The sequence below is a fragment of the Streptomyces sp. NBC_00569 genome (assembly GCF_036345255.1).
GTDB lineage: Bacteria > Actinomycetota > Actinomycetes > Streptomycetales > Streptomycetaceae > Streptomyces.
Genome location: NZ_CP107783.1, coordinates 9727618 through 9742459, shown reverse-complemented (window position 1 = coordinate 9742459; position 14842 = coordinate 9727618). Strand labels below are relative to the sequence as shown.

Below are 14842 nucleotides of genomic sequence, written 5' to 3'. Positions count from 1 at the left end.
TGGCTACTTCGCCCCGTGGCCCGTCACCTTGGCGATCCAGGTGATGAAGTCGGCGGCGTCGGTGTTCGCGCCGTGCCCTTCGTCCCAGTAGTAGAGGTGGTTGACGTTGTCACCCAGGTTGTCCAGCACCGCCGCGAGGTTGGCGGAGATGTTGAGCGAGGTGTCGCTGTCCTTGGTGCCGAGTCGGATCCACCAGTGCCTGGCGCGGCCCGGGTTCTTCTTGGCGAGGTGGTACATCGGGTTCATCAGGTCGAGCTTCTCGGGGATGTCGCTCTCAAGCCGCTTGCTGGTGACGCCTGTTGTGTCGTTCTTGAGGCTGTAAGCCGTGAAGTGGCGGGACTGGGTGGTGCCCGCGCCGAACTCGTTGTTCTCCCCCGCCGACAGGTCGAAGGCGTCGAAGGCCGGGGCGGACTTCTTGCGTGCGCCGACGTGGGTGAGGAAGTCGTCCCAGGTGAAGGTGGCCTTGCCGGCGGTCCAGGTGATGAACGGGTTGGCGGCCAGGTACGTCGTGCGGTCGGCGTCGGAGAGGCCTGCCAGGTAGGTGGTGGCGGACGGCTGGAGGTACTGCTGGAGCAGGTATGCGTCGTAGTTGCGCGCCGTGAGCCTGCCGAAGCCGTTCAGGCCGCGCAGCTTGAGTGAGGCCTGGTACTCCGCGTACTGGGCCTGGAGGGCCTTGGACACTGTCGGGTCGACCTGTGAGCCCGCGTTCGTGGCGTTGGTGCCCCAGTTCCACTCGTACGCGCCGTCGGCGTGCTCCAGGTCGGTGATCGGGCACCAGGCGCCGGCGGCGAAGACGGCGTCGCTCGCGTCGGCGGCACCGATGTCCCTGAGGTACGAGGAGTAGATCCGGCTGTCGCCGGACGCGCCGAGCAGCGAGGAGAGGGCGCCGCCGGCGCTGGTGCCGGTGGAGACGATCCGGTCGGTGTCGCCCGGGATGGCGCCCTTGTTGGCGCGCACGTACCGGACGGCGGCTTTCAGGTCGACGATGGCGGCGGGTGCCGTGCCGTAGTAGGTGCCCTCGGAGTCGGTGAGGGTGCGGCCTCGGGCGCCCGGTTCCACGACGACGTAACCCGCGGCGAGGCCCAGCTCGCCGAGGTTGACCATGCCGCCTCGGGCGTTCACCATCGCGTTGCCGCCGGACGCCACGTCGGTCGATCCTGCGCCGCTCGATGCGGAGGGGCTCGGAGCGCCTCCGCCCGGGCCGCCGGTCATGCCGCCACCGCCCACTCCCTCGGCGTCCGCCACCGACGAAGGCATGTAGCCGCCCACCGAGTTGGCGAGGACGATCGGGGCGCGGGTCGCGTCGACGGTCCTGCCGTCGATCTCGACCGGGACGCTCACGTTGAGGCATTGGTACTTCTCGTCCACCGGCTTGGTGACGTACGTGACCGCTTTGTAGAAGTGGTATTTGACGAGCTTGTCACCGGCGTCGGTGGTGATGGTGGTCGTCAGTTCCGTGTAGTCGTCCTTGTCGAAGGCCAGGGATCCAGCGGAGCCGGCCGGAGCCGATGGGGCCCTGGTCGCCCCGGTCTCTTCCGCCTGCGCGCCGAGAGCGATCCCGCCGGTCGCCGCGGCACCTGCGGCCGCACCGATCCCTATGACGACGGACCTGCGGTTCACTGCCTTGTGCTTCACCGGTGTCTCCTTCACGGTTTCCACGGGGCGCCCTGCGCGATCTCGGGCCTGTTGCGAACGTAATTCCGGCAGTTTCAGATTGTCAACAATTACGTTGACTATTGCCTGGATGCTAAGCAAACCCACAGGCGGCGAAGCGCTGTCGGCGACAGCGACGGGCCGGACCTCGGCGAGGTCCGGCCCGTTTCTCATGCGGTTCTCAGGTCAGCTCGCCACGGACACCTGCGGGCCCGCGCCGCTCGTTTCGGCGACGGCCGGCTGCAGGCCGCGCAGCCCGGTCAGACTGATGAAGACCAGCGCGAAGACGCCTGCGAGTGCGAACGCGGTGAAGCCCGCCGTGTGTGAGCCGTTGTCGACCAGCCGGCCGCCGAGCCACGGCCCGAAGACGGCGCCGAAGCGGCCCATGCCGGAGACCCAGCCGACGGCGGTGCCACGGTTCTCGTCGGTCGAACGGTGCGCCACCGTGGCGTAGACCATCGCCTGGCCGCTGAAGAGGAACAGACCCGTCAGGAAGACCACGATGTACGTGAGCGCGAGCGGCATATGAACGCTGAGCACCCCGATGCCGACAGCGGTGCAGGCGAACCAGATGGCGGAGATGCGCGAGCCGCCGAACCTGTCGGTGAGCCGCCCGCCGACCAGCATGCCGACGATGCCACCGGCGTTGATCGCGATGACGAAACCGATCGCGGACCCGAGGTCGTAACCGGCGGCACGCATCATCGACGGCAGCCACTGGGAGAAGCCGTACACCAGGAGGAGTCCGCCGAAGGAGGCCAGCCAGAAGAACAGGGTCTGGATCCAGAGCTTGCCGCGGAACAGGGCGGCGACTGCTCCCCAGCCCTCGCCCGCCGGACGCTTGGCGCCCGGGGCGGCGAGCTCGACGCCATAGCGGTCGGCGAGCGCCGCGGCCTCTGTCGTACGGCCCTTGGCCTGTAGGAAGGCCAGCGATTCGGGCAGGTACCTGGCGGCCAGCGGGACGCCGACGAAGAGCGGGATCACACAGATCCAGAAGCAGAGCCGCCAGTCGCTGTCGGTCCACAGCGCCACGAAGCCGGCCAGGATGCCACCGGCCTGGTGGGCGGTCATCAGAGAGCCGACGATCAAGGCGCGGCGGCCGCGCGGGGCGTACTCCGCGACCATGGTGATCGCGCTGGGCAGCAGCCCGCCGAGGCCGAGGCCGGCCACGAAGCGGCCGGTGCCGAATACACCGAGGCTGCCCGCCGTGGCGCAGAGGGCGGAGGCCAGGGAGAAGACCACGGTGGAGGCGATGATGGTCTGCTTGCGGCCGAGCCGGTCGCTGAGGGTGCCCGAGCACAGGGCGCCTATCAGCATGCCGAACGTGGCGTACGAGCCGACGTCGCCGGCCTTGCCGGGGCTGATGCCCAGCGCCTTGGTCTCAAGCATGTGCGGCAGTACGGAGCCGTAGACGAACATGTCCAGGCCGTCGAAGAAGACGAGCAGCCAGCACAGGCCGACGACCAGCAGGGCCAGCCGGTTGCCGCGCACGGCGCTGCCGGCGGCGGTTGAGGTGGAGGGCGACATCGGGGGTTCCTCTCGTTCGGGACAGCGGTGTCCCTGGAGGCGGCTTCGGGGAGGGGGCGAGCCGAGCGGCTCGATGGCGACGGACCCGGCGTGCGGATGACGTTAGAGACCCGGCCAATTGACGTCAACGGTTTTGTTAACAATATTTCGAGCAATCAAGGAACGCGCAGGGGTGGGCCGCACACAGCCGTGCGCGGCCCACCCCTGAAGCGCGTCCTGCCGGTCGGTCAGTCCTCCGGCGGGGTGCCGTGAGTGTGGAAGGACTCGATGGTCTTCAGGCCCCAGGCCTGCCCCTTCTTCCGCTCCTCCTCGGTCCAGGTGATGAGCGGCCAGTCGGGGGCCAGGACGAGGCGGGTGAGCGGGTTGCACAGCTCGATGCGGTTGCCGCCGGGCTCGTAGACGTAGAGGAAGAACGTCTGTTGGATGGCGTGCTTGTGCGGGCCGGTCTCGATGAACACGCCGGTGTCGATGGCGAGATCGGCTGCTCGCAGGATGTCCTCGCGGGTGTCGGTGGCGAAGGCGATGTGGTGGAGGCGACCGGTCGAGCCGGTCCAGTCGGAGGTGTAGACGACGTCGTACGACTTGTCGGTGAAGGTCAGCCACTTGGCGCCGATGGTGCCGCTGTCGAGCTGGATCTGCTCGGTGGGACGGGCGCCCAGGACGTGCTGGTGGAAGTCGGCGTTGGCGGCGACGTCGGCTGCCAGGTAGTTGACGTGGTCGAGGCGGCGCACCCCGACTCCCCCGTTGGGCTTGGCCTGCGGCTGGTTCTTCAGTGCGGGCTTCAGCTCGTCGGGTGCCTCGTAGTACTCGCTCTCCCAGTACAGGGCGATCTCGTGGCCGTCGGGGTCCTGGGTGACGTAGATCTTGCCGATGCCCGGCTCGTCCTCGGCCCACCGGCCCGAGTGGCCCGCCGCCTCCAGCGCCTCGACCCGCCGCCGCAGGGCCTCCTCTCCGGAGGTGCGCAGGGCGGTGCGACGGATGCCTGGCTTGTCGTTCGCGGTGAGGACGAGGCTGTGATGCTCGTAGTCGTCGAAGGTCCGCAGATGGACGGAGTCGCCCGAGCGGCCGTTCACGGTCAGGCCCAGGTAGTCGGTGAAGAACCCGACGCTGGCGTCCAGGTCCGGAGTGAGCAGTTCGACGTGGCCGAGATGGGCGATGTCACCGAGGGGCGGATTCGTCATCCGTTGCCTCCTTGGGAGTCGGGACGGGGGAAGGGATCCGCGGATCGCGGGAAGACCGTGCCGTCGAAGATCTTTCGTGCGGTACGCACCACAGCGGTGCGGCGCGCCACGGCTGAGCCGGCGCCGAGCTCGACGCCTGCCTCGATGTCGAGGAACCCGGTGGGGTGCTCGATGCGCACCCGGTCGCCGTGCGAGGGGAGCCGGGCGATGGGTTCGGCGACGGAGCCGGGAACACGCAGCCCGGCGGCGACGCTCGCCGCGCCCAGAACCCCGATCGAGGTGTGGGCGCGTTCGGGGATGAAGGTGCGCGTCATCACCGCGCCGCCGTCCACGGGCGGCGCGAGGAGGGTGAGCTTGGGGACGGTTGTGTCCGCGGCATCGCCGAGCCCCATCAAAGGGCCTGCTTCCAGGCGGATTTCACGCAGCAGCGCGCCGAGCGATCGGTCGGCCTCCAGCTCTTCGGGGCTCTCGTAACCGGTGAACCCCAGGGCGCGGGCCGCGATCAGCACGGTCGGCATCCCGTTGTCCACACAGGTCACCGGCGTATCGGCGACGATGTCCAGGGCCCGGCCGGTGGGCAGCAACGAATGTGCACCCTGAGGGAATTCGATGACGACGGGCGCCGCGCTCCCCGGCACTCCGGAAATGGCCGCGCCACCGGCGTAGTCGACGCGGCCGCCCGGGGTGGGGAAGGTGGCGGTGGCAAGGTCACCGCTGTTGAGCATCCGGATCCGGACGGAGGTCTCGCTGTCCGAGGCCGCCACGAGCCCGCGCTCGACGGCGAACGGCCCGACGCCGGCGAGAACGTTCCCGCAGTTCTGACGGTCACTCACCTCGGCCTTGTCGACGGCGACCTGAAGGAAGAGATAGTCGACATCGGCGTCCGGGCACGTCGAGACGGACACCACACCCACTTTGCTGGTGAGCGGGTGCGCGCCACCGAGCCCGTCGATCTGGCGCGGGTCGGGACTGCCCATGATCCGCAGGAGCAGTGCGTCACGCTCCCCCGGCTCTGCGGGCAGGTCACGGGCCAGGAAGTAGGCGCCCTTCGAGGTGCCACCGCGCATCAGCATGCAGCGCACCCCCTCGGGCGGGCTCACGATGCACCCCCGGCACGGTACTCCTCGTACGACTGGTACGTGACTCCGAGCCGCTCGAGCGTCTCCCGCAGCCCGTACCGGTCGAGCCCCAACTGCCCTTCCTGGAAGGCCGCCCGGGACCTGGCCTCCTTGGCCTCGCGGGCCATGGACGCCTCGGCCGTCTGCCGCGCCTTCGCACGCGGTACGACCACGACACCGTCGTCGTCGGCGACGATCACGTCACCGGCGCGGATCACCTGGCCGCCGATCACGACCGGTACGTTCACGGATCCGCCGGTGGCCTTGACGGTGCCCTGCGGGCTGAGCGCGGCCGCCCAGGCCGCGAACCCCATCTCGCGCAGCTCGACGGTGTCGCGAATGCCCGCGTCGGTGACCACGCCGCGCACCCCGCGCCGCTGCAGCGCGGTCGCGAACAGCTCGCCGAACATGCCGTCGGTGGACGGCGACGTGGTCGTCACGACCAGGATGTCGCCTTCACCGCACTGCTCCACCGCCGCGTGGATCATGAGGTTGTCGCCGGGCCAGGACAGGACGGTCACCGCGGTGCCCGCGATCCGGGTGTCCTGCTGGACCGGCCTCAGGTGCGAGCCGAGGAACCCGGTGCGCCCCATCGCCTCGGAGATCGTGGCCGTGCCGTACCCGGCAAGCGCCTCGACGTCCTTCGGGTCCGCCTTCGGGGGATCGGTGATGATCACGCCGCCCATCAGCCGAGCTCCTTCGCGATCTGCGGGTAGGGGCGCATGTATGCCTCGGCCAGGGTCTGGTGAGCCAGACCCAGGTTCGGCCCTGCGTTCCGCCTGAGCTGGACTCCTCGGCGTACGGCGAGGTCCGTGTAGTAGTCCCACAGGTGCTGCTGGGCGCCCAGGCACTCCATCGCCTGCCGCTTGGTGTCCCACACCTCTGTGATGTCGAGAAGGACCTCCGGCCTGAAGCCGCTCATCTCGGGCTGATGCGGCTCGAAGAAGAAGACCGGCGGAGCGCCGATGATCTCGCCGGGGCCGGGGTAGCCGATGGCCTGAGCGAGGACGCGGGCGTCGAGGGCCATGCGGTGGGCGGCGGGGTGATCGCCGTTGTACGGGTCCTCGGCCGGGTGGGTGAGGACGACGTCCGGCTGGGTCGCACGGTAGACCTCGACCAGGCGGTCGGTCAGCTCCGGGGTGACCAGGAGCGGGTAGTCACCCGCGTCGAAGAAACACACCTCGGCGCCGAGCACAGCGGCGGCCCGCTCCGCCTCGTCCCGGCGTATCGCCTTGATCTCCGCAAGCTTCCTGCCCTCGCGCCAGGCCTTGGCGGACTCGCCGCGCTCACCGAAGGTCAGGCACGCGATAGTGACCTTCTCGTTCCGCGAGGCGGCCAGCGCGATGGCTCCGCCGGCCCGCCAGACGAAGTCTCCGGCGTGTGCGGTGACAACCAGGGTGGATCGTGGGGTGGTGGGCGCCTTGCCGTGTGTCATGGGCTGAATCTCCTTGTCGGACAGGAAGGTCGGCCCACCCCCGTGGCGTCGGTCGTGCGGCGCCCGCTATTCGCGCAACGCGTCGATCACGCCCGTCAGATGGGCACGGACGGCCGCCTCCGCGGCCTTCGGATCCCTGGCCGTGATCGCCTCGATCATGGCCAGGTGTTCACCCAGGGACTGCTGCGGGCGTCCCGGTCTCAGCGCGAGCTGGAACCGGTGGCGCACCAGCTGCCCGTTGAGCCGGTCCAGGAGTTCCAGAGCCACCGGCTGACCGGAGAACTCCCGGATGAGGAAATGGAGTTGCTGGTTGAGTTCGGAGTACGTCACCGGCTCGCCGTCGGCGACCGCCTTCGTCATCGCGGCACCCACGTCGGCCAGCTGGGCCAGCTGCTCGTCGCTGGCCGCGACGGCCGCCTTGGCCGCGCACAGCCCTTCCAGGGCCATACGGCACTCAGTGATGGCCACCGCTTCCTCGACCGTCACCACCCGCACCCGCGAGCCGCGGTTACGGATCCGCTCGACCAGCCCTTCCGCCGCCAGATCGATCAGAGCCGCTCTGACGCTGGCCCGCGTCACACCGAACTCCTCGGCGAGCTCGTTCTCCACCAGCCGTTGGGCCGGTGCCATGTCGCCTTGCAGAATCGCCTGCCTGAGCTGCGTCAACGCCTGCTGCTTGGCCTGCTCTCCGGTGCCTGAACGGGGTTGGTCCGGCATCGCTTGCCCTCCCTGGGTGAGTGCTTGTCAAAGCTAAATCTAGGGCAACAGAATTGTCAACAATTTCGTTGAAGGTGCACCCGGGGTATAGCGATGGCCGAGCGTCAGGTCGCCCTGGCGCTTCTTCTAGCGCTTCGGCGACGACGCATCACCCTGGCGGCTACTCGTCCCTCTCCGCCTTGCTCCACAAGGGTCCGACGAGGCTCACCGCGGAGAAGACGAGCGCGGCAGTCACCTTGCGGGCCGGTGCACGCGCTCGATGGGGTCGCAGGCCCGGATCTCTCCCGTCTCGACCACGCCGAGACAGGCGCCCGTCAAGGCGCAGTTGCTGCGGCCAGGGTGAACCGCGCGATCCCTCCCGCTCGCTGAAGCCATCCCTGGAACACGTCGAGGGAGAACTCCTGAACGGACAGTGAGTGCAGCAAGAGGTTCACGGAGCGACATCACCTCGCGGCCTGGGCACGCTCTCAGAGGCGCACAATGATCAGGGCGATGTCGTCCTGGGCGCCGCCACGCACCCCGAGGTGGCCCAGCAGGGCATCGGCGAGGCGGTCTGGGCCCAGGCGGGCATAACGGGCGAGACCGTCGGTGAGCCGGCTGAGGCCTGCGTCGATGTCCTCGCCCCGGCGTTCGATGAGCCCGTCCGTGTAGAGGACGAGGATGTCACCGGGGGTGTATCGCAGGGTGGCCTGGGGGCGGGGGACGTGTTCGGGGCGGGCGCCCAGCGGGGGGTCGGTGGCTTGGTCCAGCAGGTCACTGGTGCCGTCGGGGTGCGCCAGGACGGGCGGAGGGTGACCGGCACTGCTGTAGGCGATCCGGCGATGGCGGGGGGCGATCACGGCCTGGGCGGCGGTGGTGACCAGCGCGCCCTCGACCGATCGGGCGTACAGGCCCAGGACCTCCAGCGACTTGGCCGGCTCATGGAGAGCCCGGACGGCGGCGCTCAGCGCGCTGCGGAGCATGCCCATGACGGCGGCGGCCTCCAGGCCGTGGCCGACGACGTCGCCGACCGCGACGCCGAATGTGTCATCGGGCAGATCCACGATGTCGTACCAGTCGCCGCACACGTTCAGCGACCCGACCGCGGGCAGGTAGCGCACCGCGATATTCCGGTGCCGGTCCAGGTCGGGCGAGTGCAGCATGGCCTCCTGCAGGGCGACGGCGACCTTGCGTTCCCGGGCGTGCGCCTGGCGCAATTCCTCGTTCAGCCGCTGCAGCTCCCGCGCCCGCGCGTACAGCTCGGCCTCCATCGCTACCCGCTTGCCCCGCGGTCCGCCCGTCGGAGCGGTGCGGGAGCGGACGAATTCGGTCACGTCCTCCACACGGTGGATGATCCACGCCACCTGCCCGTCCGGCCTCAGCACGGGAGTGTTGATCGGCGACCACCATCGCTCCTCGAACGCCCCGGGCCGGGACGGGACGGGGATGTCGTACTTCTGTACCGCCATCGTGTCCGGCTCCTTGGACTGCAGCGCCCGCCGCAGCGAGGCGCCCAGATTCCGCACACCGTCCGCGGTAGCGTCCGCCGGATTGTCCGGGAAGGCATCGAACAGGTACTGGCCGACCAGATCCTCCCTGGTCCGGTCAGTAGCCCGCAGGTACGCGTCATTGACGTCGACAATCACCAGGTCAGGGCGCAGCACCAAATAAGGGCTCGGCGTGGCCGCGAACAACGCCTGGTAGTCAATGCTCGGCTTCACGGGCTTCACACCAGGCCTTTCCGCTGTCCAGGCGGACTCCGCCCCTTCGTTCCCGGGATGAGGCAGGGCCTCCTGACGGTCGCCCAGGCCTCAGCGGGCCAATTCGTCGTCCGTCGAGCGGGACGTCATGGATCCGCACTCCGGACGAGGCCACACGCACGTCGAACATGTGCACCCGGGGATTCAGCTGGCTCTTCGCAGTCCCTCTTCGTATTGTCGCAGTGCTGAGCGAGCCGCACCTTGTATAGGGCTTCAGGCTGAGGTCGAGGTGGTCCGGCCGGGTCGCGGATGCGTGCCACAAGGCCTGGACACGCGAGCGCACTCCAGCACTGGGATCAACTGCGGGGCATCACCCCACTGCCCTGGCGTGATGACGAACGCGAGCGGACGTCGTCCGCGCTCACTGGCCACATGGATCTTGCAAATGAACCCGCCGCCTGAGCGACCCAGCCCTCATCGCGTCGATGGTGAGCCGGTCGACCACGCCGTCGCGGCATCCTCAGCGCGCACCGAGTACCCCATCGGTCTGACCTGGAGATGTACCTCGCTGGTCAAGAGGTCAGACTCCCAGGGCACATGACCCCGGCTCTGGCTCTGGCTCTGGCTCTGGCTCTGGCTGAGCGCTTACGCCGGCGGGCCTGCCCATCCTGGTCGCCGAAATCAGTACCGGCCGATCCAGCGCCGTGACATCCTCCGGCGGTGGCTGTCATCGCTGCCTGGGGGGAATTGTGGAACGACCGGACGACCGCATCGCGTCAGCCCTGCGCTTCTCCATGGAGCTCATCGCCTGGGTGGCCACCCCATGGGCGCTGTGGGGACAGTCCTGGCTGCTCGCTGTCCTGGCGGTGATGATTCTGATCGGCCTTCCCACCGTCTTCTCAACCCCCGGCGACAAGGCGCAGGTACTCGTCCCGGTGCCGGGCTCGGTCACGATCCTGCTGGTACTGCTTCAGTTCGGCGCAGCCGTGATATCGGCATGGCTGGCGTGGCCCGTCTGGTCAGCGGTCCTCGTTTCGCTGCTGGCCGCCGCGAGCCTCGTCACGGAACGCCGGCGCTGGCGGTGGCTGGTTTCGACGGGTCACCAGAGCTGAGCCGAGCGTCGACGAGCTCATCAGCGACGCCTCTCCGGCAACCTGCCGTCCGCTGCACCGTTCTCCTCGGGGACCGGAAGCGGCTGCCGCCAAGGCGTGGATGTGTCGATCTCCGGTGCCTTTGCGCAGATCGCCTGCGTCGTGCTCGCGGCTTCCGCGCGAGTGTGAACAGAGACGCCGAAGAGGCTGAAGGAGGAAGGGGAGGAGCTCCGCAGCTCGACACACACGACAGGCCTGCCTGACCGTATGGCCACGAAATCCATCCCCCCTTGGTGGCTGCGCGTGCCGATGCACCAGGTCGCTGGAATCCAAACGCCTCTCTGTGGGACACCGCGCAGAGCCCGCCACCAGTCGGGTTCGACCGTCACCCGGCTCACCGCGGTCAGCGGCGCGCGCACATTGCCGTGGCGGGCGGCCGCCTTTTCCCGCCACGACAGATGCACAACCACGTCATCGCCCTCGACGAAGATCCGCGCCATCGTTCGAATCCGCCTTCCCAGCCAGGGCTCTGGAGGCCGCTGGGTACCGCGTGAGCACCGCCTCTCGTGGCCCGAGAGGCTGAGGCCGGACGCACCCAGCCAGGCCGGACCAGCCGAGGAGATCACCCGCAGCCATCACGGCAGACCGCCAACGACAGGGACCGGTGCAAACGATTGATGTCGGGGACGGCCCTCACCGGACTCGCGGATCACCGCGTACGCCGCCGGGCGAATCTCTGCCTCGCCACCTTTCACGTGCACCTCGAGTACCCGGCCTTCATACCGCCAACCACCAGACAGACCGCATCTCGTCGGCGGGCGCCCAAGTCGTGGCCCTGGTCCGACGCTCGCGGACAAGCACCCAAGGAAGCGTCCCCATCGGGCTCTCCTCCAGTTCCGAACGCCGGCCCTGCCACGACTCGACCAGGGCCGGCATGGGCACCGGGGCTGCTGCGGGCCGGGTGATCCGTGAGAGTCTGCGGGCGGAACACCGGGGGCGGGGACTCACATCAGGACGGGACGGCATGGAACCAGTGGCGGGGCCGGACACGCGGAGCGCGGTGCCCGAGGGGCTCGGTGCGGCGATACGGGATACGGCCGAGGAGATAGCCGCGCTGTTGCGCGCCGGCGCCGACACGGGGCTTCGGGTGCCTGGGTCGACGTGGAGCGTCGGGGAGGCGGCCGCGCATCTGGCGCTGGCCAACGAGCTGATGGCTGACATCGCGGCGGGACATGCGCGCAGTTACGGAGACGGCACACCCCAGAGTCTCGCCAAGGCCAACGAGGAGTCGCTCGCCGCGTTCGGTGAGCGGGAGGCCGAGCCGCTGGCCGGGATGATCGTGGAGCAGGCCGCCGCGTGTCTGAGGGCGCTGGAGGAGCGGAGCACGGAAGGGACCGTGGTCAGTCCGCTGGGTCCGATGGAACCGGATGTGCTGGGCTCGTATCTGCTCACGCACATGCTGGGACACGGATACGATCTCGCCCGCGCGCTGGGACGTGCGCACATGATCGACCGGGAGCGGGTGCGGCTGACACTGCCCTTCTTGCTGACGGCGATGCCACGGGTGACCGACCCGTCCGGAACCGCCAGGCTGAGCGTCCGCTACGCGATCCGCCTGTGGGGTGGCGGCCGGTTCGACGTGCGGGTGGCCGCGGGCGCGGTGTCGGTCGGCGAGCGGCTCCCGGGGCGCGCGGACTGCACCATCCTCATCGAGCCGGTCACCTTTCTCCTGATGGCGCTCGGGCGCTGTGGCCAGTGGGGCCCCCTCGCGCGGGGCCGCATCCTGGTCAGGGGGCGCAAGCCCTGGCTCGCTCCGCGCTTCCCAGCTCTCTTCAAAGCACCCTGACCGCGACGGACCGCAGGGCCGAAGCCTGGCTGCGGCGCGAGCGCAAGGCGCCGTTGATGCCCGCCGCGCAGCGGCTGCGGCAGGGACAGGGGCAGCGGCAGGCATTCGACTCGGCGCGGTGCTGAAAGCGAGGTCTCGGGTGCTCAGGTGGTGGTGCAGTTCCGTGAGAGCCGTCGGCTGAGTTCTGCGGTGGTCGCTGGGCAGAGGTCAGAAGCTGAGCGTGCCCGCCTGGCGATCAGTCGTCGAAGTAGGCCTTGGCGACGGCGTAGCTGTCCTCGTATAGGTGGTAGCGGGTGATCCGTCCGTCCTGGACTGTGGTGTGCAGGGCGAACGCGGTGTCGATGTCCCGGCCCGTCTTCTTGACCTCGGAGACCATGCGTCCGATGAGCACTACATCGTCGCCCTCGGCGATGACCTATCGGAGGTCGAACTCCTTGGCCTGCACATGCGTCTGCAGCAGCTCGAAGAACCCTCGCATACCCTCCGCCGAGTCGACCTCCGGTACCCAGGGAATGCCCGGAGGATGCGAGATGGAGAACGACACCGAGTCGGCGAACAGCGCCGCCGCCTCCGCACTCTTCCCCTCGGCGAGCAGCGGGAACAAGCGTTGCACAGTCTGCGCCGGTGACTCTGCTGTCATGTGTGTCGACGTTACAGGTCGCGTCGGTGGCAGGCGCTTGGTCGAGGGGGCGGCCTCCGGGAGGCCGCCCCTGGCAAGCCATCAGCCCGAGGTCGATCCAGCAGCCGTGACATCGCCCCGAGGGCCGACGTCGAAGTCCTGCCCTTGGCGTGCTAGCCCGCGCTGCCGCGGGTCACGTGCACGCCTGTACCGACCGTGGTCACTTGGGTGTTGCCGTAGCCGGCGCACTCTCCGTATTCCTTGACCCACTTGGTCGTGCCGGCCAGGGAGCCGGAGGACGGCGCGCCGAACGTGACGTCGTACCGCTGCTGTTGGTCGCAGCTGGGCACGTTGTAGTACTCGATGAAGCCCGACTGCGAGGCCTTCAGGTTGCCGGAGCCTGCGGGCAACTTGTAGGTGCCGACGGGGATTCGCTGTCCGTTGTTGGTGTCGACGACGGTGCCCGACCAGGTGTCCGTGCCGGCCTGGGTGATCTCGACGCGGAAGGTGTGGCCGTACACGGCGTCGAAGTCCACTCCGCAGCTGACGCCTGCGCCGCCGTCAGCCCCGTCGGAACAGTTGGCGTGGGTGCTTGTCGTGCCGCTGATGAAGGAGGAGAACACCCCACGCAGGCGCTGGTGCCCGTTCGCATCCGGCCGCGGCTGCAGTCCTGCGTACCCGATGTCACTCTGCCCGGTGAACCCGTACTGCATCGCGAAGTAGGTCCCGGCCACATGGGCGGTGCCGGTGTTCACGGTGATCGGGAAGTTGAGGGAGGTCAGGCCCCCACTGGGAGCCCCGCTCACCGTCCACGACAGCAGTTCGTTCCCGCCGAAGGTCTGCGCCTGTGCGCCAGGTGCCGCGATGAACGGGACGAGTGCGGCGAGGGATGCCACCGCGATACGTGTCAACGCTCGTTTCATCTGATGCTCCTCAAGGGGGTGTTGAAGGTGAGCAGGGTCGTGAACGTCTGAGGGCCGCCTTCTCGCGTGACCGCCGGGGGCGGTAACGACCACGCCGTGGTGTCCGCGATACGACCGAGGTGGCCCTGTCGCCCGACTCCCGGGCCGACGTCCACCTCGTGTCCCGCTTCTGCGCGCATTCCGGGCACCGGTGCCCCCGTGCCGAGTTCTCTCCGATCGACGTGGGAGGGAAGGCCATCACCGGTGGGGGTTCGGCATGGACCTGACAAAGTGGCAGCGCAGCAACGTGCTGTGACGTGCCCCGAAGGAACACTGCAGCGACCGTTGCCGCACGAGTAGTCACATTCTTCGTTCGTCAAAACTCCGCGGCCCAATTGCCTGCGGAAGACTATGGCGCCCCACCCGAGGAGTGTCAATACATGCTCGTAAAGGTGCTACTCCAAGCAGAATCAATCATCGAGAGCGGGCCGACAAGCAGGCCACCGCCGCGCAGTTGAGCCCCGCCAGGTCGATCAGTCGGGGGGAAGTGTCGTGAGTCGGGGTGTCCACTCGCGCCGCCGGCGGTCACGGCCCAGGCGCGCCATCGCGGCCCGAATTCCACCACCGCGACGCGGCTGTTGTCGTAGCGGCCTTCGTTCCCGGGCGGGCCTTCGCTCCGTACGAAAAGCTCAGCGTGCCCCAGCGGGGTTGGCGTCGTCGCCCAGGTAGGTTCCGTATCCCTCGGCGACGAGCGGACCCTCGAAGATCAGCACCTCGTTGACCAGTCCGCCCTTCTGGTTGCGGTAGTTGATGACCAGGCAGTCCACGCCGACGTACGATCCGACCACCTCGAACCGCAGGTCCGGGATGCGCCGCAGGCCCTCCGTCCAGTAGGCGCGCAGCGCGTCCTTACCGCGAATGACCCCGTCATTGCCGAGCAGTTGAGCCGCTACCGGCGACCGGAACGTCACGTCGTCGGCGAAGTGCGACAGCAGAGCGTCCAAGTCGTGCGCGTTCCACGCCGTCACCCAGGAATCGACGAACGCCCGCGCTGGTCCATGATCCATGGGCGCA

15 protein-coding genes and 1 pseudogene are annotated in these 14842 nt (G+C 68.8%); 2 read left to right on the top strand and 14 right to left on the bottom strand.

The features are described from left to right. Positions 1 to 3: 3 nt before the first annotated feature. The 9 genes and pseudogenes from OHO83_RS43985 to OHO83_RS47165 form a co-directional block, all read right to left on the bottom strand. Positions 4 to 1635, bottom strand: coding sequence for a subtype B tannase (locus tag OHO83_RS43985; RefSeq protein ID WP_266681056.1), 1632 nt, complete (start codon positions 1633 to 1635; stop codon positions 4 to 6). Between the two features lie 204 nt (positions 1636 to 1839). Further along, the gene (locus tag OHO83_RS43980; protein WP_266681054.1) at positions 1840 to 3180 is read right to left on the bottom strand and encodes an MFS transporter; all 1341 of its coding nucleotides are present in this window, start codon (positions 3178 to 3180) and stop codon (positions 1840 to 1842) included. Positions 3181 to 3407: 227 nt separating this feature from the next. Next, entirely contained in the window at positions 3408 to 4361 is a 954-nt protein-coding gene (locus OHO83_RS43975; protein ID WP_266681052.1) for a catechol 2,3-dioxygenase, read from the bottom strand. After that, the gene (locus OHO83_RS43970; protein ID WP_266681050.1) at positions 4358 to 5461 is read right to left on the bottom strand and encodes a 4-oxalomesaconate tautomerase; all 1104 of its coding nucleotides are present in this window, start codon (positions 5459 to 5461) and stop codon (positions 4358 to 4360) included. The genes OHO83_RS43975 and OHO83_RS43970 overlap by 4 nt, the downstream gene beginning before the upstream one ends. Continuing rightward, complete coding sequence (locus tag OHO83_RS43965) at positions 5458 to 6165, bottom strand: 4-carboxy-4-hydroxy-2-oxoadipate aldolase/oxaloacetate decarboxylase (protein ID WP_266681048.1); 708 nt, start codon at positions 6163 to 6165, stop codon at positions 5458 to 5460. Before OHO83_RS43965 ends, OHO83_RS43970 begins: the two co-directional genes overlap by 4 nt. Continuing rightward, positions 6165 to 6914, bottom strand: coding sequence for a PIG-L deacetylase family protein (locus OHO83_RS43960; RefSeq protein WP_266681046.1), 750 nt, complete (start codon positions 6912 to 6914; stop codon positions 6165 to 6167). The genes OHO83_RS43965 and OHO83_RS43960 overlap by 1 nt, the downstream gene beginning before the upstream one ends. A 66-nt stretch (positions 6915 to 6980) precedes the next feature. Beyond that, positions 6981 to 7631 carry a GntR family transcriptional regulator gene (locus OHO83_RS43955; RefSeq protein ID WP_116501536.1) on the bottom strand — a complete coding sequence of 217 codons (651 nt, stop codon included), beginning with the start codon at positions 7629 to 7631 and terminating at the stop codon, positions 6981 to 6983. A 467-nt stretch (positions 7632 to 8098) separates the two neighbouring features. After that, positions 8099 to 9331 carry a PP2C family protein-serine/threonine phosphatase gene (locus tag OHO83_RS43950; RefSeq protein WP_266681043.1) on the bottom strand — a complete coding sequence of 411 codons (1233 nt, stop codon included), beginning with the start codon at positions 9329 to 9331 and terminating at the stop codon, positions 8099 to 8101. A 265-nt stretch (positions 9332 to 9596) separates the two neighbouring features. Then, a pseudogene (locus tag OHO83_RS47165) lies at positions 9597 to 9831 on the bottom strand (IS5/IS1182 family transposase); the annotation flags it as partial. Between the two features lie 228 nt (positions 9832 to 10059). Here OHO83_RS47165 and OHO83_RS43940 point away from each other — a divergent pair. Next, on the top strand, positions 10060 to 10422 hold the full coding sequence (locus tag OHO83_RS43940) for a hypothetical protein (protein WP_266681041.1): 363 nt from the start codon (positions 10060 to 10062) through the stop codon (positions 10420 to 10422). A gap of 20 nt (positions 10423 to 10442) precedes the next feature. On the opposite strand, the gene OHO83_RS43935 is transcribed toward OHO83_RS43940, so the two are convergent. Continuing rightward, positions 10443 to 10901, bottom strand: coding sequence for a hypothetical protein (locus OHO83_RS43935; protein WP_266681039.1), 459 nt, complete (start codon positions 10899 to 10901; stop codon positions 10443 to 10445). A gap of 524 nt (positions 10902 to 11425) precedes the next feature. On the opposite strand from OHO83_RS43935, the gene OHO83_RS43930 reads away from it, so the two are divergent. Continuing rightward, positions 11426 to 12247, top strand: a complete 822-nt coding sequence (locus tag OHO83_RS43930; RefSeq protein WP_266681037.1) for a maleylpyruvate isomerase family mycothiol-dependent enzyme — start codon at positions 11426 to 11428, stop codon at positions 12245 to 12247. A 235-nt stretch (positions 12248 to 12482) separates the two neighbouring features. On the opposite strand, the gene OHO83_RS43925 is transcribed toward OHO83_RS43930, so the two are convergent. The 4 genes from OHO83_RS43925 to OHO83_RS43910 form a co-directional block, all read right to left on the bottom strand. After that, positions 12483 to 12638: a hypothetical protein gene (locus OHO83_RS43925; protein ID WP_330280670.1), complete on the bottom strand. Its 156-nt coding sequence runs from the start codon at positions 12636 to 12638 to the stop codon at positions 12483 to 12485. A gap of 24 nt (positions 12639 to 12662) precedes the next feature. Next, positions 12663 to 12887 (bottom strand): hypothetical protein, encoded by a 225-nt coding sequence (locus OHO83_RS43920; protein WP_266681033.1) that lies wholly within the window; start codon positions 12885 to 12887, stop codon positions 12663 to 12665. 152 nt (positions 12888 to 13039) lie between these two features. Further along, positions 13040 to 13789: a hypothetical protein gene (locus OHO83_RS43915; protein WP_266681031.1), complete on the bottom strand. Its 750-nt coding sequence runs from the start codon at positions 13787 to 13789 to the stop codon at positions 13040 to 13042. Positions 13790 to 14457: 668 nt separating this feature from the next. Next, entirely contained in the window at positions 14458 to 14835 is a 378-nt protein-coding gene (locus OHO83_RS43910; RefSeq protein ID WP_266681029.1) for a nuclear transport factor 2 family protein, read from the bottom strand. Between the last annotated feature and the right edge of the window lie 7 nt (positions 14836 to 14842).

What these genes read in the sequence shown, in the direction of transcription:
- OHO83_RS43980 (WP_266681054.1), bottom strand. Translation starts at nt 3,180, where the DNA reads ATGTCGCCCTCCACCTCAACCGCCGCCGGCAGCGCCGTGCGCGGCAAC.
- OHO83_RS43975 (WP_266681052.1), bottom strand. Translation starts at nt 4,361, where the DNA reads ATGACGAATCCGCCCCTCGGTGACATCGCCCATCTCGGCCACGTCGAA.
- OHO83_RS43965 (WP_266681048.1), bottom strand. Translation starts at nt 6,165, where the DNA reads ATGGGCGGCGTGATCATCACCGATCCCCCGAAGGCGGACCCGAAGGAC.
- OHO83_RS43960 (WP_266681046.1), bottom strand. Translation starts at nt 6,914, where the DNA reads ATGACACACGGCAAGGCGCCCACCACCCCACGATCCACCCTGGTTGTC.
- OHO83_RS43955 (WP_116501536.1), bottom strand. Translation starts at nt 7,631, where the DNA reads ATGCCGGACCAACCCCGTTCAGGCACCGGAGAGCAGGCCAAGCAGCAG.
- OHO83_RS43935 (WP_266681039.1), bottom strand. Translation starts at nt 10,901, where the DNA reads ATGGCGCGGATCTTCGTCGAGGGCGATGACGTGGTTGTGCATCTGTCG.
- OHO83_RS43930 (WP_266681037.1), top strand. Translation starts at nt 11,426, where the DNA reads ATGGAACCAGTGGCGGGGCCGGACACGCGGAGCGCGGTGCCCGAGGGG.
- OHO83_RS43920 (WP_266681033.1), bottom strand. Translation starts at nt 12,887, where the DNA reads ATGACAGCAGAGTCACCGGCGCAGACTGTGCAACGCTTGTTCCCGCTG.
- OHO83_RS43915 (WP_266681031.1), bottom strand. Translation starts at nt 13,789, where the DNA reads ATGAAACGAGCGTTGACACGTATCGCGGTGGCATCCCTCGCCGCACTC.
- OHO83_RS43910 (WP_266681029.1), bottom strand. Translation starts at nt 14,835, where the DNA reads ATGGATCATGGACCAGCGCGGGCGTTCGTCGATTCCTGGGTGACGGCG.